Origin of the sequence: Amycolatopsis nalaikhensis, from assembly GCF_030264295.1 — a bacterium.
Classification (GTDB): domain Bacteria; phylum Actinomycetota; class Actinomycetes; order Mycobacteriales; family Pseudonocardiaceae; genus Amycolatopsis; species Amycolatopsis nalaikhensis.
Genome location: NZ_CP127173.1, coordinates 1951748 through 1972588, shown reverse-complemented (window position 1 = coordinate 1972588; position 20841 = coordinate 1951748). Strand labels below are relative to the sequence as shown.

General features: G+C 70.9%; 19 protein-coding genes, 4 tRNA genes and 1 pseudogene. 14 read left to right on the top strand and 10 right to left on the bottom strand.

Features of this window, described 5'->3' with window-relative positions:
* Positions 1–19 precede the first annotated feature (19 nt).
* From htpX to QP939_RS09510, 3 genes are all read left to right on the top strand, one after another.
* Positions 20–868, top strand: coding sequence for a zinc metalloprotease HtpX (htpX, locus tag QP939_RS09520; protein WP_285456256.1), 849 nt, complete (start codon positions 20–22; stop codon positions 866–868).
* 589 nt (positions 869–1457) lie between these two features.
* Positions 1458–2483, top strand: coding sequence for an LLM class flavin-dependent oxidoreductase (locus tag QP939_RS09515; protein WP_285456255.1), 1026 nt, complete (start codon positions 1458–1460; stop codon positions 2481–2483).
* Position 2484: 1 nt separating this feature from the next.
* Complete coding sequence (locus QP939_RS09510; RefSeq protein WP_285456253.1) at positions 2485–3795, top strand: NtaA/DmoA family FMN-dependent monooxygenase; 1311 nt, start codon at positions 2485–2487, stop codon at positions 3793–3795.
* On the opposite strand, the gene rfbA is transcribed toward QP939_RS09510, so the two are convergent.
* Both rfbA and QP939_RS09500 read right to left on the bottom strand, forming a co-directional pair.
* A complete protein-coding gene (gene rfbA / locus QP939_RS09505) occupies positions 3792–4673 on the bottom strand; it encodes a glucose-1-phosphate thymidylyltransferase RfbA (RefSeq protein ID WP_285456252.1) in 882 nt (293 codons plus the stop codon). The genes QP939_RS09510 and rfbA overlap by 4 nt on opposite strands.
* Positions 4674–4747: 74 nt before the next feature.
* A complete protein-coding gene (locus tag QP939_RS09500; protein ID WP_285456251.1) occupies positions 4748–5884 on the bottom strand; it encodes a sialidase family protein in 1137 nt (378 codons plus the stop codon).
* Positions 5885–6081: 197 nt separating this feature from the next.
* Between QP939_RS09500 and QP939_RS09495 the strand changes: the two genes are divergently transcribed.
* The gene (locus tag QP939_RS09495) at positions 6082–6744 is read left to right on the top strand and encodes a hypothetical protein (protein WP_285456250.1); all 663 of its coding nucleotides are present in this window, start codon (positions 6082–6084) and stop codon (positions 6742–6744) included.
* A gap of 66 nt (positions 6745–6810) precedes the next feature.
* Here QP939_RS09495 and QP939_RS09490 read toward each other — a convergent pair whose 3' ends face one another.
* Positions 6811–7302, bottom strand: a complete 492-nt coding sequence (locus QP939_RS09490; RefSeq protein WP_285456249.1) for a YajQ family cyclic di-GMP-binding protein — start codon at positions 7300–7302, stop codon at positions 6811–6813.
* A gap of 128 nt (positions 7303–7430) precedes the next feature.
* Here QP939_RS09490 and QP939_RS09485 point away from each other — a divergent pair.
* Positions 7431–7513, top strand: a tRNA-Tyr gene (locus tag QP939_RS09485).
* 165 nt (positions 7514–7678) lie between these two features.
* Complete coding sequence (locus QP939_RS09480) at positions 7679–8236, top strand: class I SAM-dependent methyltransferase (protein WP_285456247.1); 558 nt, start codon at positions 7679–7681, stop codon at positions 8234–8236.
* An 82-nt stretch (positions 8237–8318) separates the two neighbouring features.
* Here QP939_RS09480 and lon read toward each other — a convergent pair whose 3' ends face one another.
* The 3 genes from lon to QP939_RS09465 all read right to left on the bottom strand — a co-directional run bounded on the left by lon (position 8319) and on the right by QP939_RS09465 (position 12685).
* Positions 8319–10721, bottom strand: coding sequence for an endopeptidase La (gene lon / locus QP939_RS09475; RefSeq protein ID WP_285456246.1), 2403 nt, complete (start codon positions 10719–10721; stop codon positions 8319–8321).
* A 100-nt stretch (positions 10722–10821) separates the two neighbouring features.
* Complete coding sequence (locus tag QP939_RS09470) at positions 10822–11676, bottom strand: SAM-dependent methyltransferase (protein WP_285456245.1); 855 nt, start codon at positions 11674–11676, stop codon at positions 10822–10824.
* 70 nt (positions 11677–11746) lie between these two features.
* Positions 11747–12685, bottom strand: a complete 939-nt coding sequence (locus QP939_RS09465) for a GNAT family N-acetyltransferase (RefSeq protein ID WP_285456244.1) — start codon at positions 12683–12685, stop codon at positions 11747–11749.
* A gap of 237 nt (positions 12686–12922) precedes the next feature.
* Between QP939_RS09465 and QP939_RS09460 the strand changes: the two genes are divergently transcribed.
* The 6 genes and pseudogenes from QP939_RS09460 to QP939_RS09435 all read left to right on the top strand — a co-directional run bounded on the left by QP939_RS09460 (position 12923) and on the right by QP939_RS09435 (position 16992).
* A complete protein-coding gene (locus QP939_RS09460) occupies positions 12923–15577 on the top strand; it encodes a putative bifunctional diguanylate cyclase/phosphodiesterase (protein WP_285456242.1) in 2655 nt (884 codons plus the stop codon).
* An 80-nt stretch (positions 15578–15657) separates the two neighbouring features.
* Positions 15658–15730, top strand: a tRNA-Thr gene (locus QP939_RS09455).
* A 50-nt stretch (positions 15731–15780) separates the two neighbouring features.
* Positions 15781–15853 (top strand) — tRNA-Met (locus QP939_RS09450).
* 50 nt (positions 15854–15903) lie between these two features.
* Entirely contained in the window at positions 15904–16068 is a 165-nt protein-coding gene (rpmG, locus tag QP939_RS09445; protein ID WP_005152047.1) for a 50S ribosomal protein L33, read from the top strand.
* A gap of 78 nt (positions 16069–16146) precedes the next feature.
* A pseudogene (locus QP939_RS09440) lies at positions 16147–16597 on the top strand (MaoC family dehydratase N-terminal domain-containing protein).
* Positions 16594–16992, top strand: a complete 399-nt coding sequence (locus QP939_RS09435) for a MaoC family dehydratase (protein WP_285456241.1) — start codon at positions 16594–16596, stop codon at positions 16990–16992. Before QP939_RS09440 ends, QP939_RS09435 begins: the two are co-directional and overlap by 4 nt.
* On the opposite strand, the gene QP939_RS09430 is transcribed toward QP939_RS09435, so the two are convergent.
* The 3 genes from QP939_RS09430 to QP939_RS09420 are packed head-to-tail and all read right to left on the bottom strand — an operon-like array spanning position 16989 to position 19234.
* The gene (locus QP939_RS09430; protein ID WP_285456240.1) at positions 16989–17894 is read right to left on the bottom strand and encodes an SGNH/GDSL hydrolase family protein; all 906 of its coding nucleotides are present in this window, start codon (positions 17892–17894) and stop codon (positions 16989–16991) included. The genes QP939_RS09435 and QP939_RS09430 overlap by 4 nt on opposite strands.
* A gap of 36 nt (positions 17895–17930) precedes the next feature.
* Complete coding sequence (locus QP939_RS09425; protein ID WP_285456239.1) at positions 17931–18887, bottom strand: hypothetical protein; 957 nt, start codon at positions 18885–18887, stop codon at positions 17931–17933.
* The gene (locus QP939_RS09420; RefSeq protein WP_285456238.1) at positions 18884–19234 is read right to left on the bottom strand and encodes a GntR family transcriptional regulator; all 351 of its coding nucleotides are present in this window, start codon (positions 19232–19234) and stop codon (positions 18884–18886) included. Before QP939_RS09420 ends, QP939_RS09425 begins: the two co-directional genes overlap by 4 nt.
* Before the next feature lie 132 nt (positions 19235–19366).
* On the opposite strand from QP939_RS09420, the gene QP939_RS09415 reads away from it, so the two are divergent.
* Positions 19367–19582, top strand: a complete 216-nt coding sequence (locus tag QP939_RS09415; protein ID WP_285456237.1) for a hypothetical protein — start codon at positions 19367–19369, stop codon at positions 19580–19582.
* Between the two features lie 35 nt (positions 19583–19617).
* On the opposite strand, the gene QP939_RS09410 is transcribed toward QP939_RS09415, so the two are convergent.
* A complete protein-coding gene (locus QP939_RS09410; protein ID WP_285456236.1) occupies positions 19618–20547 on the bottom strand; it encodes a TIGR03619 family F420-dependent LLM class oxidoreductase in 930 nt (309 codons plus the stop codon).
* Between the two features lie 206 nt (positions 20548–20753).
* Between QP939_RS09410 and QP939_RS09405 the strand changes: the two genes are divergently transcribed.
* Positions 20754–20826, top strand: a tRNA-Trp gene (locus QP939_RS09405).
* Positions 20827–20841: the final 15 nt, after the last annotated feature.

Genomic DNA, 20841 nt, shown 5'->3' with positions numbered 1-20841 from the left:
CGGACGGAGGCGAGCGCGCGTGCACGGGCACCAGAACGGACTCAAGACGGCGATGCTGCTCGGTCTGCTGTCGGCGATCATCATCGCGATCAGCGGGCTCTTCGGCCGCGGCGCCCTGGTCATCGGCCTGGTCATCGCCCTCGGGATGAACGCGTTCGCCTACTTCAATTCGGACAAGCTGGCGCTGCGCGCGATGCGGGCCCGCCCGGTGTCGGAGGTCGAGCAGCCCGCGATGTACCGGATAGTGCGCGAGCTCGCCCAGGTCGCCCGCCAGCCGATGCCGCAGCTGTACATCAGCCCGACGGTCGCGCCGAACGCGTTCGCCACGGGCCGCAACCCGCGCCACGCCGCGGTCTGCTGCACCACGGGCATCCTCGACCTGCTCGACGAGCGCGAGCTGCGGGCGGTGCTAGGCCACGAGCTGTCCCACGTCTACAACCGCGACATCCTGATCTCCTGCGTGGCCGGCGCGCTGGCGAGCGTGATCAGCGTGCTGGCGAACATCGCACTGTTCTTCGGCGGCAACCGAGACAGCAATCCGCTGGTCAGCCTGCTGCTGGTGTTCGTCGGCCCGATAGCGGCGGCGGTCATCCGGATGGGCGTGAGCCGCTCACGGGAGTACCAGGCCGACGCGTCCGGAGCGGAGCTGACCGGCGACCCACTGGGCCTGGCCTCGGCATTGCGGAAGCTGGAGGCAGGGACAAGGGCGCGGCCGCTGGTCGCCGAGCCACAGCTGGTGTCGCAGTCGCACTTGATGATCGCGAACCCGTTCCGCCCGGGCGAGGGCCTCAGCAAGCTGTTCTCGACGCACCCCCCGATCGCCGACCGCATCGCGCGGCTTGAAGAGATGGCCCGCCGCCCGTTCTGACCCGTCCGGGTGACCCCGGATAAAGGAGCGGGGTGGTCATCCCGTCGCCTGAGGCCGTGTAAATCACTTTGAGCCAGGCCCGCAACTACCTGCTCACCGGCGCCGAAGTACGAAAGCTTGCGGGCCTGGCTCAAAGTGATAGGCCTCAATCAGGCGACGGGATGACCACCTCGCGGCCCCCTCGAGAACGCGAGTGAACTACGAGGCCCCGGCCATCCCGGAGCCTGCCCGTCCGGCGAGGACATTCTTTTGATCTTTGAACGTCCCGAAGAGGAGAACCGGGCCCGACATCCCCCACCCCTCCTCGCGGAGTGTTCAGCCGCCGGTTGACCTTGTCAAGGCGGGAAAGCGTGCCTTGACAAGCTCAACCGTCGACTGAAGTGCGGCGAGGACGAGGGGCGGGGGAGGTCTGGTGATCTCGTGCCTGGTTTGCGTTGCCGGCCGCCGGACTCCCGCCCTGGATTCGGGCCGCCTCCGGCGTCCCCCGACGTCTCCTCGGTGACCCGGAGCCCGAGCTTTCACGTGAAAGCTCGGGCTTCCCAGAACGTGGGAGGGGAAATCCGGCGTGGGGGCTGCGCGTTTCGATGGCATGGTCTCCGCACAGCTGCACCTGAGCGCCGCCATCGACGGGGCCGGGCATCACCCCGCCGCTTGGCGTGTCTCCGCGGTCGAGCCCGCCGCGCTGTTCACCTCCGGCCACTACCTCAGGCACGCGAAGCTCGCCGAAGCCGCGTCGCTGGACTTCGTCACCCTCGACGACTCCTTCGCGCTGCAGCCCGGTGGCGCCGATGTCGTCCGCGGACGCCTCGACGCCCTGCTCACGCTGGCCGCGATCGCACCCGTTACCCGCGGGATCGGCCTGGTCCCGACAGTCACCACCACGCACACCGAGCCGTTCCACGTCTCGACGTCGGTCGCCACGCTCGACTACGCCAGCCGCGGCCGTGCGGGCGTCCTGGTGAAGCCGTCCCTGTCCGATGCCGAGGCCGCCCACTTCGGCCGCCGCCCGGCGCCGTCGCCCGAGGACGCCGCGGCCGAGAACGCCGATGTCCTCGACGTCATCACCCGGCTGTGGGACAGCTGGGAGGACGACGCGATCATCCGCGATGCCGCCACCGGCCGGTTCATCGACCGTGACAAGCTGCACTACGTCGACTTCGAGGGCCGCTTCTTCAGCGTGAAAGGCCCTTCGATCACCCCGCGCCCGCCGCAGGGCCACCCCGTGACCTTCGCCTACGACGGCCCCGCCGACGTCCTGCTGACCGGCGAGCGCGTGCCCGGCGCCAAGGCGATCGAACCGATCACAGTCCTGCTGGCCCCGACCGAAGAGGCCGCCCACGAGCGCAAACGCGTCCTCGACGACCTGCACCCGTGGCAGCCGGAGGGTCGCAGCTTCGTCGGCACGCCGTCGCGGCTGGCCGAGGAGCTGCTCGGCGGTGACGTCGACGGCTACCTGATCCGGCCCGCCGTCTTGCCCGACGACCTGGCGCTCTTCACCGCGGAGACCGTCCCGGCCCTGCGCGCCGCGGGCGCGTTCCGGAGCGAGTACGCGGGGACCACGCTGCGCGAGCACCTCGGCCTCGGCGTCGCCGCCAACCAGTACCAGGGGGCCTGAGATGACCAAGCAGATCAAGCTCGCCGCGCACTTCCCGGGCGTCAACAACACGACCGTGTGGAGCGACCCGGCGTCCGGCAGCCAGATCGACTTCGCCTCGTTCGAGCACCTCGCCCGCACCGCCGAGCGCGGCAAGTTCGACTTCCTCTTCCTCGCCGAAGGCCTGCGGCTGCGCGAGCACGCCGGCAAGATCCTCGACTCCGACGTCGTCGGCCGCCCCAACACGACCACCGTGCTGGCCGCGCTGTCCGCCGTCACCACCCACCTCGGCCTGGCCGGGACGCTGTCGTCGACGTTCAACGAGCCCTATGAGGTGGCGCGGCAGGTGGCGAGCATCGACCACCTCTCCGGCGGGCGTGCGGCGTGGAACGTCGTGACGTCGCCGGACGCCTTCACCGGGCAGAACTTCCGGCGCGGCGGCTTCCTCAAACGCGAGGACCGCTACGCGCGCGCCGAGGAGTTCCTGGCGACCGTGCGGGAGCTGTGGGACAGCTGGCCGCCGGGAACCCTGGTGGGGGACAAGGAGAACGGCGTCTTCGCGCGCGACCCCGGTCACTTCGTCCACAATGGACCGCAGTTCGGCATCCACGGCGAATTCACGCTGCCGCGCACGCCGCAGGGCCAGCCGGTCGTCATCCAGGCCGGGGACTCCGACGAAGGCCGCGAGTTCGCTGCCAAGGCCGCCGACGTCATCTTCAGCAGGCACGGCACGCTCGAAGACGGCCAGGCGTTCTTCCACGACGTCAAGCGCCGCCTGGCCACCTACGGCCGCGAGTACGGCGAGCTGCTGATCATGCCGGCGGCGACGTTCGTCCTCGGCGACACCGACGCCGAAGCCGAGGAGCACGCGCGCGAAATCCGGCTCCAGCAGGTCCGCCCGGCCACCGCGATCCAGTTCCTCGAGCAGGTCTGGAGTCGCGACCTGTCGGACTACGACGTCGACGGGCCGCTGCCGGAGGTCGACCCCGACCCGGACGCCGAGCCGCTGACCTGGGGCCGCGTCCGCCACGAGAAGGACCTGCTGGAAACGGCGCGCAAGTGGCGGGCGATCGCGGAGGAGAAGAAGCTCTCCATCCGCGAGTTGGTGATCGAGGTCACCGCGCGCCAGCAGTTCGTCGGCACGCCGTCGACGGTCGCGGCGACGATCAACGAGTACGTCCAGTCCGACGCGGCCGACGGCTTCGTGCTGGTACCGCACCTGACCCCGACCGGGCTCGACGAGTTCGTCGAGAAAGTCGTGCCCCACCTGCAGGAACGCGGCGTCTTCCGGACCGAGTACGCGGGGCCGACGCTGCGCGACCAGCTGTTCTAGGCCGACGCTCCCGCCGCTACGGCGACTGCCTTCACGTAGTCGCCGTAGCCGGACTTCGCGAGCTTCGCGCCCAGCGCGTAGCACTCGTCGGCGTCGATGAAGCCCATGCGCAGCGCGATCTCCTCGAGGCAGGCGATGCGCACACCGGTGCGGTGCTCCAGCACCTGCACGAACTGCCCGGCCTCGAGCAGCGAGTCGTGCGTGCCGGTGTCGAGCCAGGCGAACCCGCGGCTGAGCTCGACCAGCGTCGCCCGGTCCTGCCGCAGGTAGGTGAGGTTGACATCGGTGATCTCGAGCTCGCCGCGCGCCGACGGCGTCAGCGTGCGGGCGATGTCGACGACCTGGTTGTCGTAGAAGTAGAGGCCGGTGATCGCCTTGTTCGAGCGCGGCTTCGCGGGCTTCTCCTCGATGGAGACGAGCTTGCCGTCCGCACCGACCTCGCCGACGCCGTAGCGCTCGGGGTCCTTGACCGGGTAGCCGAACAGGACGCAGCCGTCGAGCTCGCGCACGGCCTGCTGCAGGCGGCTGGAGAAGCCCTGGCCGTAGAAGATGTTGTCGCCGAGGACCAGGGCCACGTCGTCGTCGCCGATGAAGTCCGCGCCGATCACGAACGCTTCGGCGAGGCCGTTCGGGCTGGGCTGCTCGGCGTAGGAGAACGAGACGCCGAACTGGTCGCCGTTGCCCAGCAGCTTGCGGAAGTTCGGCAGGTCGGCCGGGGTGGAGATGATCAGGATCTCCCGGATCCCGGCCAGCATCAGCACCGAGATCGGGTAGTAGACCATCGGCTTGTCGTAGACGGGGAGCAGCTGCTTCGACACCGCCTGGGTGATCGGGTGCAGGCGCGTCCCGCTGCCTCCGGCCAGCACGATGCCCTTCATGGACTGCCTCCCTCTCCTCGGCCACGGCTGCGCCCCACCCTACGGGCTGGGCCGGCGGGCCCGATCGAGAAGCGCTAGAAGGCCGGGCCCTTGCCGAAGTAGGCCTTGCAGCCGTCGTTGTACTCGGTGGCGATCTCCAGCACGTTCTTGCCGTCGTCGACCGGCAGCAGCGTCGAGGAGTAGTTGGGGCAGAAGTTGTTGTGGATGCCGCTGATGTGCACGGGAGCCGGTAATTCGTACCAGTGGCCGCTGCCGAAGTTGTCGTTCGCGAGCAGCACCTGGCCGTTCTTCGGTTGCGGCTTGCCCTTCGCGTCGGTGTAGATCTGCCCGACCATGACGATCCGCACGCCGTTCGGGCCGCCGGGGAAGAGCGTGATCGTCTGGGCGTGCTGGAAGTAGTTGCCGTTGGCCGTGGTGACGCGGGTGCCGGGGTCGCCGGGGCTGCCCCAGTTGGCGCCGTCGGGGGAGATCTTGAAGTAGGGGTCGCAGTACCGGTCGCGGAAGTTGCAGATCTCGTAGGCGAAGTAGTAGCGGCCGTCGGGCAGCCGCCGGATGATCGGCATGCCGGGCCGCACGCGGTCGGGCGGGATGGCCATGGTGAGCTGCTTGGTGCCCCAGTTGACGCCGTCGGTCGAGGCGACCCGGTTGAGGACCTGCGCGTACTTGGGTGCCTGCGTCTCGTCGGCGTAGTGGAGCCAGAGGGTGCCCCCGGCGTCGACGGTGAACTCGGGCTCCCAGATGCCGTCGATGTTGTGCGACTTCGCGGCCTCGGCCAGGAAGGTCCACGCGCGACCGCCGTCCTTGCTGGCCCAGATCCGGATGCCGACGCGGCGTTGCGCACCGGCGTCCTGCCGGTAGGAGGCGGCCCAGAGCAGGGTGCCGGCCCGCAGCTTCCCGACCCGCTGGGGGAGTTCGTAGACGGTGCCGCAGCACATGCCGTAGCGGCCGTCGGGGTCGTGGATGGCGCCGATCTTGTGGAAGGTCTCGCCCTCGTCGGTGCTTTCCATCACGGGCGTGAACTTGCCACCGGAGTCTTCGCTGGTCAGGGTGGCGATGATCCGCCCGCGCCCGAAGATGGAGTGTTCGAGCCGGATGAGCCGGGCGTAGGAGCCGTAGCCGGGAACGAGCTGCTTGCGCTCAGCGGCGACGGCGGGCGTCAGGGTCGAACCGACCACGGTGAGCGACAGCACGAAGGCGAGCAAACGGCGCATCCTGACCCTCTCCACGCGGTGACGGCGCGATCACAACACGCGCCCGCGCCCGCGAGCGGCAGGCACGCGGCACCATCGCGCGTTCGAGGGGTTTCAAGAGCACGAAAGGGTGAGCCCTCACGCTCGGCAACGGTAACGCGCGGGCAAAGTGCGTCGAAAGATCACCAGAGGGCTCGTGGTGGCCCCGAGGGGGAGAGATGAAGATCCGGCTGGCGGGCGTGCTGGTCTTGGCGCTGGCGGCGGGCTGCGCACCGAGCACGGGGTACGGAACGATCGTGGGAGAGGCGCCACCCGCGCCGATGGCACCCACACCGTCGCCCGCCCCACCGGCGCCCCACGAGGTGCCGACGGAGACGCACACGGGCAAGGGCCCGGGCGGCTTCGAGGTGACGTGGCCGAAGGACCAGCTGGGGTTCTTCACGTTCGACTGCCCGAAGTGCGAGTCGAACGTGATCATCAGCACGGACGGAGGCGAGTTCGGCCTGGTCAACGCGATCGGCTCGTACAAGGGGACAACGTGGCTGAACACGTACCCGGACCAGCCGACGAAGAGGATCACGGTGGTGGCGGACGGCGCGTGGACGGCGACGATCGCGGACTACCGGAGCGTGCCGACGGCAGAGCCGGGTCAGGAGACGAAGGGCAAGGGAGACGCGGTGCTGCGCGTCCCGGCGGGGACGGCGTCGGTCAAGTTCACGGCGCGGAGCAAGGGGAACGTGGCGCTGTGGGTGATGACGGACGAGATGCGGGACCTGCTGGTGAACGAGATCGGCGACCAGGACCGGACGGTGCCGGTCGACGGCCCGGCGTACTTGAAGGTCGACGACTGGGAAGGGACGTGGACGGTGACGCCGTCCTGACCCTTGAGGTGATCGGGCCGGGTCCAGGGGGTGCGACCCTCGACCCGGCGCGATCGCCTCAAACCGTCACCGGTAGTTGGTGAACTGGAGAGCGATCTCGAAGTCCTTGCCCTTCAGCAGCGCGATGACTTCCTGAAGCTGGTCCTTCTTCTTCCCGGACACCCGCAGCTGATCGCCCTGGATCTGAGCCTGAACCCCCTTGGGTCCCTCGTCCCGGATGAACTTGGCGATCTGCTTGGCCTTGTCCGAGGCGATGCCCTGCAGGATCTTGCCCGAGATCTTGTAGCTCTTGCCCGACAGCGCGGGCTCACCGGCCTCGAAGGCCTTCAACGAGATGCTGCGCTTGATCAGCTTCTCCTTGAACACCTCGACGGCGGCCAGGGCGCGCTCCTCGGTCTCGGACTCGATCGTGATCGCCTCCTCGCCCGCCCAGCTGATCGTCGTGCCGGTGCCGCGGAAGTCGAACCGCGTGCCGAGCTCCTTGCCTGCCTGGTTGAGCGCGTTGTCCACCTCCTGGCGGTCGACCTTGCTCACGACGTCGAAAGAGGGATCCGCCACGTGTCCTCACACCTCGTACTCGCTTGTCAGGGGCACCCAGCCTAGCCCCCACCGGGGGACGGGTATCCCGGTTGACCCCCGTCAAGAGGCGCCGGGTAAGCTTCTCCCCGGCCGGTGAGACCGGCCTGGGCGGGTTACCCGAGTGGCCAAAGGGGACTGGCTGTAAACCAGTTGGCTTACGCCTACGGGGGTTCGAATCCCTCACCCGCCACCCCAGCGAAACGCCTCTCCGGCTCGCCCGGAGGGGCGTTTCGCGTTCCACGGCAGCTACTCGGAACGGCGCAAGGCGCGTTCGGCCCTTCGACGGCATTTCCCGGAATCGGTAACGACTCGCCGCCCCGGCCCGACCCACGCGGTGACCCCTGGGGAGGAACTCATGCCGGTTTCCGGGACGCTCGAACGCGACCCGCTCGCGCGGCACCAGCGTTCGCGCGTGGACGCCGTCGGCCAAGTGCTCCGGGACTGCCCTGGTGGCGCCCTGCTCGATGTCGGCTGCGGGCCCGGGACCATGGTGCGGCACCTGCTCGAGCACCGGCCCGGGGACTTCGCCCTCACCGGCTGCGACCGGTCCGCCGCGATGGTCGACGCCGCCCGGCTGCGGGCCGGGGACGCCTCCTTCTTCGTCGGAGACATCGAGGAACTGCCCTTCGCCGACGCCACTTTCGACGTCGCGCTCGCGATGGGCGTGCTCGACCACGTCGACGTCGTGCCCGCGCTGCGGGAGATCGTGCGGGTCGTGCGGCCCGGCGGGCGCACCGTCGTCACCATGCGGAACCCGCGCTGGCCCGCCCGGCGCGCCGGGGACTTCAGCCCGCGGTGGCTGCGCCACGAACTGTGGCGCGCCGGGCTGCAGCCCGAGGTCACCGCCTTCTACGACGCCGGGCCGCTCGGCCTGCGGCGAGCCGGGTACCTCGTCGGCGCGCGACGACTCTGACCATAACGGACCCGACCACAAAGGAACGGCCGGTTTCCCTTGGGGGAGAGGGAAACCGGCCGTCGGGTGGCGGCGTTCGGGGTTACGCCGCCTGGGAAACCGGCGTCGAAGCCGGGGTCAGGGCGAGGTCCAGGACCTCGCGGACGTTGGCCACCGCGTGCACGTCCAGCTCGGCCAGCACCTCGGCCGGGACGTCGTCGAGGTCCGGCTCGTTGCGCTGCGGGATGATCACCGTCTTCATCCCCGCGCGGTGCGCCGCCAGCAGCTTCTGCTTCACGCCGCCGATCGGCAGGACCCGCCCGGTCAGCGAGACCTCGCCGGTCATCGCGACGTCCGCGCGGACCACGCGGCCCGAGAGCAGCGACGCCAGCGCCGTCGTCATCGTGATGCCCGCCGACGGCCCGTCCTTCGGGACCGCGCCCGCCGGCACGTGCACGTGGATGCCGCGCTTGCGCAGGTCACCCACCGGCAGCTCCAGCTCCGCGCCGTGCGACCGCAGGTAGGACAGCGCGATCTGCACCGACTCCTTCATCACGTCGCCGAGCTGGCCGGTCAGCTGCAGCCCGGACGCGCCGGACTCCTCGTCGGCCAGGGACGCCTCGATGTAGAGGACGTCACCACCCGCGCCGGTCACCGCCAGGCCCGTCGCCACGCCCGGGGTCGCCGTGCGCTGCGTCGACGCCGGGAGCGACGACTCCGGGATGTGCCGCGGGCGGCCCAGGTAGTCCTGCAGGTCCGGGGCGTCCACCGTCACCGGCAGCGAAACCTCGTCCAGCGCCACCTTGGTCGCGATCTTGCGCAGCACCTTGGCGATCGTCCGGTTCGCGTCGCGCACGCCCGCCTCGCGGGTGTACTCGGCGGCGATCCGGCTGAAGGCCGTGTCGGTCAGCGTGACGTCACCGGCCGCCAGCCCGGCGCGCTCCAGCTCGCGGGGGAGCAGGTGGTCGCGGGCGATGGTGACCTTCTCGTGCTCGGTGTAGCCGTCCAGCGTGACGAGCTCCATGCGGTCCAGCAGCGGGCCGGGGATGGTCTCCAGCGCGTTGGCCGTCGCCAGGAACACGACGTCGGACAGGTCCAGCTCGACCTCGAGGTAGTGGTCGCGGAACGTGTGGTTCTGCTCCGGGTCCAGCACTTCGAGCAGCGCCGCGGTCGGGTCGCCGCGGTAGTCGGCGCCCACCTTGTCGATCTCGTCGAGCAGCACGACCGGGTTCATCGAGCCGGCTTCCTTGATGGCGCGGACGATCCGGCCGGGCAGCGCGCCGACGTAGGTGCGGCGGTGACCGCGGATCTCCGCCTCGTCGCGGATGCCGCCGAGGGCGACCCGGACGAACTTGCGGCCCATGGCCTTCGCGACGGACTCACCGAGCGACGTCTTGCCGACCCCGGGAGGACCGGCGAGGGCGAGCACGGCGCCGGAGCGGCGGCCGCCGACCGGGCCCAAGCCCGACTCGGCACGGCGCTTGCGCACGGCCAAGTACTCGATGATGCGTTCCTTGACGTCGTCGAGGCCCGCGTGGTCGGCGTCCAGAATGGCCCGCGCGGCCGCGATGTCGTAGACGTCCTCGGTGCGCTCGTTCCAGGGCAGCTCCAGGACGGTGTCCAGCCAGGTGCGGATCCAGCCGCCCTCGGGGGACTGCTCGGACGTGCGGTCCAGCTTGTCCACCTCGGCCAGCGCGGCCTTCTTCACGGCGTCGGGCAGTTCGGCGGCCTCGACGCGGGCGCGGTAGTCGTCGTCCTGCGCGGTGCCGTCGAGCTCGCCGAGCTCCTTGCGGATGGCCTCGAGCTGGCGGCGCAGCAGGAACTCCTTCTGCTGCTTCTCCATGCCCTCGGCGACGTCCTTGCGGATCGTGTCGGTGACCTCGAGCTCGGCGAGGTACTCCTTGCTCCACTCGAGCGACTTCTCCAGCCGCGCGGTGACGTCCAAAGTGGACAGCAGCTCGAGCTTCTGGTCGGTGCTCAGGTAGGGCGCGTTGCCGGACAGGTCGGCGATCGCGGAGGCGTCCTCGACCTGCTGGACGGCGTCGATCAGCTGCCAGCCGCCGCGCTGCTGGAGGATCGAGATGACGACGGCCTTGTACTCGGCCGCGAGCTTCGCGGTCTGGTCGTCGGTGGTTTCGGGGGCGTCCTCGGCGTGCACCCAGCGGGCGGCGCCGGGGCCGTCGGCGATCCGGCCGACGAGCGCGCGGCCGGTGCCGCGCAGCAGCACGGCGGCCTTCCCGCCGGGGACGCGGCCGATGCGCTCGACCGTGGCGACGGTGCCGTACTCGGCGTACTCGCCGTGGACGCGCGGGACGATCAGGACCTCGGCCTTGCTGGCGCCGGTCGAGCGGATGCCGGGGAAGGACGCCTGGCTCGGCGTCTTGGCCTGGGCGGACTCCACCGCTGCCCGAGTCTCGGTGTCGGTCAGGTCGAGCGGGACGACCATGCCCGGCAGCACGACGTCGTCATCGAGCGGGAGCACGGGCAGGAGGCGGGTGTCGGACATGTGCACTCCTCGTGTAGTTGAGTCTGCCTAGCTCAACTCTCCGATGGGTGCGTTTGTTTCCGATGGTGCGTTCGCCCACAGCGATCGGGAAAACCGCAGGTCAGCGGCCGGGTTTCTCCGCGATGCCGCACCAGGCGAACGGCCGGGCCTCGGCTTCCAGCGCGTTCAGCTTCCGGTCGGGCCGCCAGTCGGGCAGGTGCACGATGCCCGGTTCGAGCAGGTTCCAGTCGCCGAACAGCGGCAGGATCTCCTCGCGGTCGCGCAGCCACACCGGGTTGCTCGTCTTCCGGTACTGCTCGACGAACCAGCGCAGCCCCTCGAGCGCCTCGCCGTCGCCGTCGCCTTCGCTCATCTGGGAGATCGCCAGCCAGCTCCCCGGCGCGAGCGCGTCCCGGTACGTCTGCAGCAGGCCCTCGGGGTCGTCGTCCGGGCCGACGAAGTGCAGCACCGCCATCATCATCAGGCAGACCGGCTTCGAGAAGTCGATGAGCCGCTTCGTCTCTTCCGCGCGCAGCACGGCCTTCGCGTCGCGCATGTCCGCCTGGACGATGCCCGCCCAGTCCGTCGCCGCGCCCTCTTCGAGGATCAGCGTCGCGTGGGCGACCGCCACCGGCTCGTAGTCGACGTACACGACCGTCGCGTCGTGGTCGTCCGGGAGCTCGGCCTCGACGACCTCGTGCACGTTGCCCGCCGTCGGGACGCCGGAGCCGAGGTCGATGAACTGCCGGATGCCCGCCCGCAGCGCCGCCCGGACCGCGCGGTTCATAAACTCGCGGTTCTGCTTCGAGCCGGGCCGCACCAGCGGCCACTGCTGTTCCATGCGCCTGCCGAACTCGCGGTCCACGGCCCAGTTCTGGGTGCCGCCCAGGTACCAGTCGTAGATCCGGGCGGCGGACGGCTTTTCGGTGTCGACGCCCTCGGGCGCGCGCGGCGCGGAATCCCGCTGATCGGTCACTTCCCGGCTCCCCTCGCTCTGGCGAGGTCAGCCTATAAGGACAGCGCACCCGCGGTAATCCGCCAGTCGTTCAGCGGACGGCCGGGCGACGCTGCCAGTACGTCCACAGCGGGCGGTAGCCCTGGGCGTACCAGAACGGCGTCGACAGCGGGTTCGCCGCGGCGTGGTGCAGGAGGACGACGTCGGCGCCGTCTTCGTCCAGCACGTGGTGGGCGTGCGCGGCCAGCGCCGTGCCGACACCGGACGAGCGCGCCGCCGCCGCGACGGCCAGGGACGAGAGGTAGCCGACCCGCTCGGCCGCCACGCGGTCGCTGATCCAGCCGGTCTCGCCGGGGTGCTGGACGTTCACCATGCCGAGCGGACGGCCGTACAGCTCGGCGATCCACAACGGCGGCTCCGGCCGGTTCAGCTGCTCGGCCAGGTCCTTGGCCATGATGTCTTCGACGCCCTTGCGCAGGTTGACCGTGCCGTACTGGGCGTCGTAGGAGTGCAGCTCCAGGCCCAGCGCGACGGCGGTTTCGAGGTCGCCGGGCTCGGCGCGGCGGATCTTGACGCCGGGGGTGCCCCGCGGGCCGGCCGGGATCAGCCGCTCGGCGGGCCGCACCGCGATCACGCGCAGCGGCGCGAAGCCGTGGTGCAGCATTTCGCGCGCGCCGGCCGCGTCCCGGCTCGCCCGCGGCACGATCGCCGCGGTCTCGGTGTCGCCGCGCTCGGCGACCGCGCGCAGATGTTCATCCCATCGGGTGAGGAGGGCGTCGAGGGCGGCCGCCGGCTGGGGCCCGGCCAGCTGGAGGTCGAGCCGGTGCTCGGTCAGCGCGCGCCACGGCGCGTTCGGAGCGCCCTGGTCGACCTGGATGCGCGAGGCGAGGGCGGACGCGGCGGAGTCACCCGTCGCCACCTCCAGCACCACGGCGTTTTCGGCCGCCTCGAAGGGAGCTGAACCGGGGAGCAGGGAATCCACCGCCGCGAGCCGGGCCGCGTGTTCGGTGGCTATCACGTCGCTGTGCATGCGCACATTGAAGCGCTATCCGCGCCTCCGTGTGCGGCGGACCGCCATAGGTTCGGCCACCCGATGTTTCACCCCTTGGTCCACGCAGGTCAGCGCGTTCGAGGCATTGTTAACCCTGGGGTGATCTCCTACTGTCTCGAAAGGGACACGGGTACGCCCTACGGGGTACGGTATGGCCCTTGTCCACACCCGAAGTCACGGATCAGCACCGGTGGACAAGCCGGGAGGGAAGGTCGGATGCCGGACACCAACGCCCACGGCGACGCCGTCGCGCAGGCGCAGCCCGGGCCGCGAGCCGCTTCCGGGACACCTCCCCAGCCCGCCGCGTCCGCCGAGGCCCGCACCGACGAACGCCGGTTCCGCGCGTACACCTTCGCCGTTCTGAGCCTCGGCCTCGTCGCCGCCTTCGCGGTCGGCTCGTGGCTGCCGTTCCACTGGGACAGCAGGCTGCTGTGGATCGGGCCGGTGCTCGCGATCGCGTTCCTGCTCGCCGAGCAGCTCGGCATCAACGTCGACGTCCGCAGCGGCATCTCGTGGACCATCTCCTTCACCGAGATCCCGCTCGTCATCGGGTTCTTCATCGCGCCGTTCGAGGTCGTGCTGGCCGCGCACCTGGTCGCCGGTATCGGCACGCTGCTCGCGCGGAAGGTCGCCGGACGCGTCCTCTACAACGCGGGCGCGTTCCTGCTCGAGATCACCGGCGCCTTCGCGGTCGCCGGGCTGGTCAAGTACGCCGTCGGCGCCGGGGTCGGCGACAAGATCCCGTGGGTCGCCGCGCTGGCGGGCACCCTGACCGCGCCGCTGGTGAGCACGCTGCTCGCGCTGGCCGCGGTCCGCGTGCTGCGGCGCCGGATGCGGGTCAGCACCGCCGTCCGGCTCACCGCGCGGATCCTGGTCGTCGGGTTCGTCAACGCTTCGGTCGGCCTGTCCGGCTACCTCGTCATTTCGAACACGCCCAAGGCGTGGCCGCTGGTGCTCGCCGTGTTCCTCGGCCTGACCGCCCTCTACTGGGCCTACTCCGACCTGCTGCGCGAGCAGCGGGACATGGAGGCCCTCTCGGACGTCAGCCTGATGGTCGCGCGGTCGGGCCAGCAGGCCGCGGCGCGCCCGGCCAGCCGTGCGGACGAGCTCGTCGGCGGCGTCGACGTCCGCGAGTGGGCCACGATCGCCGAGCGCATCAAGGACCAGCTCGCCGCGGGCCGGGTCGTGCTGAGGCTGCGGCTGGAACCGAAGGACACCATGCGGGTCGTCGTCGCGGGCGAGGACCTGCCGCCCGCCGACCCCACCGCCGACGACCCGCTGCTGCGCCTGCCCGGCGCACACGTCCGGCACTTCCGGATCACCGAGGCCAACCCCGACGTCCGCGCGGCGCTGCTCGACCGCGGCGCGCAGGAGGCGCTCGTCGTGCCGCTGCGCAGCGCGAACCAGCTGCTCGGCGTCGTCGAGGCGCACGACCGGCTCTCGCGCTGGCGCGGGTTCGGCAAGTACGACGTCCAGCTGCTCGGCACGATGGCCAGCCACCTCGCGACGTCGCTGGACAACCGGCGGCTGCTCGCGACCCTGCGCCACGACGCCTACCACGACCCGCTCACCGGGCACCTCAACCGGCCGGGCTTCCGGCAGGTGGCGAAGGAACCGTTGCGGGACTTCCCGAACGCCGTGGTGCTGCGGATCGACCTCGACGTCTTCTCGACGGTCAGCGACGCGCTCGGCTACGCGTGGGCCGACCGGATGGTGATCGCCGCCGGCCGCCGCATCCGCGACGCGCTCGGCCCCGACGTCCCGCTCGCCCGGCTCGAAGGCGCGTCCTTCGCGGCGCTGCTCGTCGGCTGCCCGCCCGAGGACGCCCACCACGCCGCGGAACGGCTGCGCGAGGAGCTTTCCGCGCCGTACCCGGTGGACCGGCTCTCGGTCGAGGCGAACGCGATGATCGGCTACGCGACGACGTCCGCGGACGAACCCGGCGACGTCGTCGACATCGAAGGCCTGCTGCAGCGCGCGGACGTCGCCGTGCGCGCGACCAAGGGCGGCGAAGAGGTCCGCGGCTACGTGCCGAGCATGGGCCAGATCTTCCTGCGCCGCTTCCAGATGGTCACGCAGTTCCGGCAGTCGCTGGAGGACGGCCAGGTCAGCGTCCACTACCAGCCGAAGATCACCCTGCCGAACCGCCAGGTGCAGGGCGTCGAGGCGCTGGTCCGCTGGGTGCACCCGGAGTTCGGGCGCCTCGGCCCGGACGAGTTCGTCCCGGCCATCGAGGCGGCCGGCCTGATCGGCGTCCTGACGTCGTTCGTGCTCGGCGAAGCGCTCAAGCGCTGCCGCAAGTGGCTCGACGAGGGCCTGCGGATCTCGGTGGCGGTCAACCTGTCGGTGCGCAACCTGGCCGACGAGGACTTCCCGAACAAGGTGGCGCGCGAGCTGGAGCGCTTCGGCATCCCGCCGGAGCTGCTGACGTTCGAGCTGACCGAGTCCGGCGTGATGTCCGACCCGCAGAAGGCGCTGCCGATCCTGCGCGAGCTGCACTCGCTGGGCATCGTGCTCGCGGTCGACGACTTCGGCACGGGCTACTCGTCGCTGGCCTACCTGCGGCAGCTGCCGGTCGACCAGGTCAAGATCGACAAGAGCTTCGTCCTCGGCATGGGCACCGACCTCGGCGACCTCGCGGTGGTCCGGTCGATCGTCGAGCTGGGCCACTCGCTCGGGCTGACGGTCGTGGCCGAGGGCGTCGAGGAAGACGTCGCGCGCGACCAGCTCGAGGCGATGGGCTGTGACGTCGCCCAGGGCTACCTGATCTCGCGGCCGCTGCCCGAGGACCGCCTGGAGGCGTGGCTGCAGGCCCGCACGGCGCGCTCCCCGGGACGGCACTCCGAGACCGTCTTGACCCTGCTGACCTGAGGTTTTGCTCTTACGGGACCCCGGTTGCACGGGCGGGTGACAGGCCTTGCTAATCTTTCCCAGTCCTCGCGAGAGGCCAGGCCCCTTTAGCTCAGTCGGCAGAGCGTCTCCATGGTAAGGAGAAGGTCTACGGTTCGATTCCGTAAAGGGGCTCTCGACCTCAGCCGCGTCACGCCTGCGTGTCGCGGCTTGGGTCATGTAAGGGCGGTGTAGCTCAGTTGGCAGAGCAAGCGGCTCATAATCGCTGTGTCGCCGGTTCAAGTCCGGCCACCGCTACGCGGTAACGACGGGGCTGGCCCCCGGGACCTGAGAGAGAAGGAAACGCTGTGGCTGCCACCGACGTGCGACCCAAGATCACGCTGGCGTGCGAAGAGTGCAAGCACCGCAACTACATCACCAAGAAGAACCGGCGCAACAACCCGGATCGCCTGGAGATGAAGAAGTTCTGCCCGAACTGCGGTACGCACCGGACGCACAAGGAAACCCGCTGACGTAGCGCGTTCACCCCAGCTTTCGAAGCCCCGCCCCGGACCTCCGGGGCGGGGCTTCGCTGTTGATAGCCTCTGCGGGTGCCCTTGGACGAGTCGTTCACCGGGCGGGTGTACCCGCCGCAGACCAGCTACGAAGTGAGCCGGGAGAAGATCCGGGAGTTCGCCGACGCGATCGGCGACGACAACCCGGTCTACCGCGACCCCGAGGCCGCGAAAGCCGCCGGGCACCCGGACGTCATCGCGCCGCCGACGTTCATCACGATCGTCAACCTCGCCGCCATCAACGCGATCGTCACCGACCCGGAAGCTCGGGCTCGACTACTCGCGGATGGTCCACGGCGACCAGCAGTTCAGCTACAGCCGCCCGGTGCACGTCGGCGACAAGCTGCTGCTCACCACGCACATCGACAAGATCATGGCCCGGGCGGGCAACGACTTCATCAACCTGCGCGCGGAGATCGCCGACGGCGACGGCGCGCACATCGCGACCACGCGGGCGCAGCTCGTGGTCCGGGGGGAGGGCGCGTGAACGTCGGCGACGAACTGCCCACCATCGAGGTCCGGGTGACGCGTGACCAGCTCGTCCGCTACGCCGGGGCGTCGCTGGACTTCAACCCCATCCACTGGAACGAGGCGTTCGCGAAGGACGTCGGCCTCCCCGACGTCATCGCCCACGGCATGCTCACCATGGCGCTTGCCGGGCGGCTCGTCACCGACTGGCTCGGCGACCCCGGCCGCCTCGTCGACCTGAGCGCCCGCTTCACCCGGCCCGTGGTCGTGCCGAACACGCCGGAGGGCGCGCTGGTGGAGTTCAGCGGCAAGGTCGGCGCGGTCAACGACGACGGCACCGCGCGCATCGACCTGGTCGCCAAGTTCGACGGCAAGACCGTGCTAGGCAAGCCGCAGGCGCTCGTCCGGGTCTAAGGGAGCTTCAGCAGGGCCAGGACGGCGTCCGCCATGCCCCGCTCGCCGCGCGCGTTGGGGTGCAGCGGGGCGGCGGGCGACGACGGCAGCAGGCCCTCCACCCAGCGTTCCCCCGACGCCGCGCAGACGTCGTGGCCCTTGCCGGGCGTCGCGGTGTCGGCGTACCCGGCGCGGTGGGCCTCGGCCTGGTCTTCGAGCATCTTGTTCAGCTTGCCCAGCGCGTCGCGGAAGTAGGCGATGTCGCCGGCCCCGAACGGCAGGGTGGGCCAGCAGCCGTCGCCGTCGGGCAGCACCGTCGGGTAGCCGACGACGATGATCTTCGCCTTCGGCGCCTTCGCGTGGATGCGTTCCAGGACGTCGCCGACTTTCGGTGCGGTGGCGTCGATCCGCTCGGCGAGCTGGTCGCGTCCGTTCGCCGTCAGCCGGTCCTTGCACGGCGAAGCGGCGGGCTGGCTGGACGCGCAGGACGACGCCAGCGAGAGGAAGCCGACGTCGTTGCCGCCGATGCCGAGCGTCACCAGCGTCGTCTGCTCGGTCACCGCGTTGAGCTGGGGCGGGTTCGTGCCGTTCCCGGTCTTCTGCGCGGCGGTGAGGTGCCCGGTGGTCGCGCCGCCGCAGCTGACGTCGGCGAACTCCGCGGGCCTCAGCCGCGCCGAGACGAGGTGCGGGTAGTTGTCGTCCGAGCGCTCACACCCGGCCGGGGTCCCGGCCTGCTTCCCGGTGCGCGGCGACGACGTGTACGAGTCGCCGAGGGCGACGTAGCGGCCGGTGCCGCCGCCGGTGTCCGCGCCGTCCGGCGGCGCCGACGACGAGCCGTGCTGCCACTTGTAGTACCCGAAGGCCAAGAGCCCGAGCACGAGCACGACGACGACGCAGCCGGCCCCGCCGCTCTTCTTCGCCACACCTTCCGTTTCTACCGAAGGGCGGGCGCCGCCGACCTAGTCAATCCGGGTGACGTGCCGCGCGAGCAGGTCGTTGACCAGGCCCGCGGCGGTTTCCGGGTCGTCGACGCTCACCAGCACCGTCCGGCCGCTCTCCAGTGCCAGCGCCAGCGCGGGCCCGCCGCGCACCTTGTACGCGGTCGTGCCGGTCACCGGGTTGAAGCGCAGGCCGAGGCCGCCGTCGCGGAAGGTCGCCAGCTCGCGCGTGGTCGCCTCGCGGATGCGGCTCAGCGGGAGGTGCCGCCACGGGAAGCCGAAGAGGCCGAAGCGGATCGTCACGCCCTTGGCGTCGACGGTGGCCTTGAGGCGGTACGTCAGAGCCGTGACGACCACGCCGACCAGCGCGAACCAGATGACCGTCGGCCACGGGAGCCCGGCGGGCTGCAACGCGATCGCGAGGGGGACCAGCAGCAGCGCCCAGAGCATCGCCGGGTTCTCCGCCCGGCCCGACCAGAACGCGCGCTGCCCGGGCCGGAGCCCGACGCTCGGCCGGTCGCCGCGGGTTTCCGGGACCGGGGACGGCAGGCCGCCGAGGAACGCCGCCGCGGCGCCGAGGACGGCCGCACCCAGCAGGAAGAGCACGATGACGGCGCCGCCGCGCGCCGCGTGCCAGTCCGGGACGTCGAGGTTCGCCACGAGCACCGAAAGCAGCACGGCGGACGGCATCGCGGCGAACCCGGCACCGATCCCGATTGTCACGCGCGGCAGCGGCCGCCCGCGGCGCAGGGCGGTCAGCGCCGTCGTCGCGAGGAGCGCGATCACGGCCGCGCCGAGGGCCAGGCAGACGGAGACGAAGACGCCGAGCGCCGTCGAGCCGTTGGCGTCGCCGTTCCAGTGCGTGGCGAGCGGGTCGGGCAGGCGGTCCGCCCAGGTGTTCGCGAGGAGCGCGGCGACGGCGAGGGCGGCCCCCGGCAGCACGGCGGTCGCGGCCAGGACGCGGATGAGCTTGGTCATGAGTACTTCTCCTTGATCACCCCGGTGAGCTCGTCCAGGCCGACCCCCGCGCGCTTGGCCTCGTCGACGAGGTCGGCGACCAGCTCGGTGAGCCGCGCCCGCGACGGAGCCCCGCCGAGCACGACGGCACCACGACGTCGCCGCAGGTCGATGAGGCCTTCGTCGCGCAGCAGGGCGTAGGCCCGCAGGACGGTGTGGACGTTGATCTCGAGCGACGCCGCCAGCTCCCGGGCCGGCGGCAGCTGTTCCCCGCGCGCCGGGCTGCCCGCCGCGAGCGCGCGGCGGATCGAAGCCGCCACCTGCTCGAAGAGCGGGACGGTCGAGCCCGGGTCGATCCGCACCAACATAGTTCTAACTGTACTAGAACTAATTGGGTTTTGGGTGGGTGACCCCGGCCGAGGGAACGACGGTTGCGGGAGGCCGGGATCACGGCGAGGGTGGGCCCGTCCGGAGTCGTCTCGAGAAAGGCAGGAAGCGCCGTGGGCCTGAACCTGAACAAGCTCGTCGACAAGGCTTACGAGGACAAGACGATCAAGGAGCTGCTCGACGCCCCGCCGTCCGCGCTGGAGGGGCTCACGCCGAAGCACGACGAACTGCTCGCGGAACTGAAGATCAAGACCATCCGCGACCTGGCGAAGTGGAAGTACGCCGTGAAGGCGCAGGCGCTCGCTGCCCTCGCCGACGGCGAGAGCTGATCCGGAGCCCGGGGGCCGCGGGCGCGGTCCCCGGGTCAGCTCTCCGTGACCAGCCGCCCGGCCAGCTCGAGCGCGTGATCGACGTCCTTCGCGACGTAGTGCAGGTCGACGAGGACCTCGGAAATGCCCAGCTCACGAGCCACGTCCAGGCACGGCGGCACGTCGTGGACGGTCTCCACGGCCGTACCCGCGCGCGGGTTGATCCGCAGCACCCGCCGCAACGCGCCGGAGTCGCGCCCGGCCCGCTCGGCCGTCTCGAGCGCGACCGACCACAGACCGGTCAGGTACTCCTTCGGCATCCAGCCCGCGAGCCAGCCGTCGGCCCGCCGCCCGATCCGGGCCAGCGCCGGCGGCGAGAACCCGCCCAGCAACACCGGCGGCCTCGGGGTCTGCGCCGGGCGGAGGCCGACCGTCGAGGGAGCGATCCGCCACTGCGGGCCTTCGTGTGCCACCGGATCGCCGGTCCAGATCTCCTCGAGCGCGTCGAGCACCGCGTCGAGCCGCTTGCCCCGGCCGGCCCAGGGGACGCCGGTCGCGACGTACTCCTCGCGCAGCCAGCCCAGCCCCAGCCCGACGTCGAGACGGCCGCCGCTGGCGAGGTCGAGCGAGGTCAGCGCCCGTGCGAGCAGGACCGGGGAATAGACCGGGCCGGTCAGGGCGCTCATCCCCAGGCGGGCCGTGCGCGTCACGGCGGCGGCGGTCGCGAGCGTCGTGAACGGGTCCGCGAAGGTCTCGAACTCCTTGGGGTACGGGTGCTCCGGCGTCCCGCCGCCCGGGTAGAGGTCCGACGGCGCCAGCGGCGTCAGGACCCGGTCGCCGACCCAGAGCGACTCGTAGCCGAGGTCTTCCGCTGCCGTCGCGAAGCGCGCGACGGCGGCGGGGTCGGCGAGGGGACCGTACTGGGGGAGCGCCAGCCCGAGCCGGGTCCCGCGCACCGGTGAGCGGGACTCCGGGGTGGGCGTCATGGCGGACATCCTGGCATGATCAGGAGGTCGGCGGGGAGTTTTCCGCAGGCAGGCCGGGGTGCGGTGGCCGATCGGGGGGCGCGGTTGCGAGCTCTCGCGAGGCTTGCCGTAGACTTCGGGACTTGGAACGCACTACGGTCATCCCCGCCTGGATGGTGGGGATGATGGAATGCGTCCTCCGGGGCTCCGAGAGATCGGGGCTCCACAGGGGTGTAGCTCAATTGGCAGAGCAGCGGTCTCCAAAACCGCAGGTTGCAGGTTCAAGTCCTGTCACCCCTGCGTAACGGAACTGGT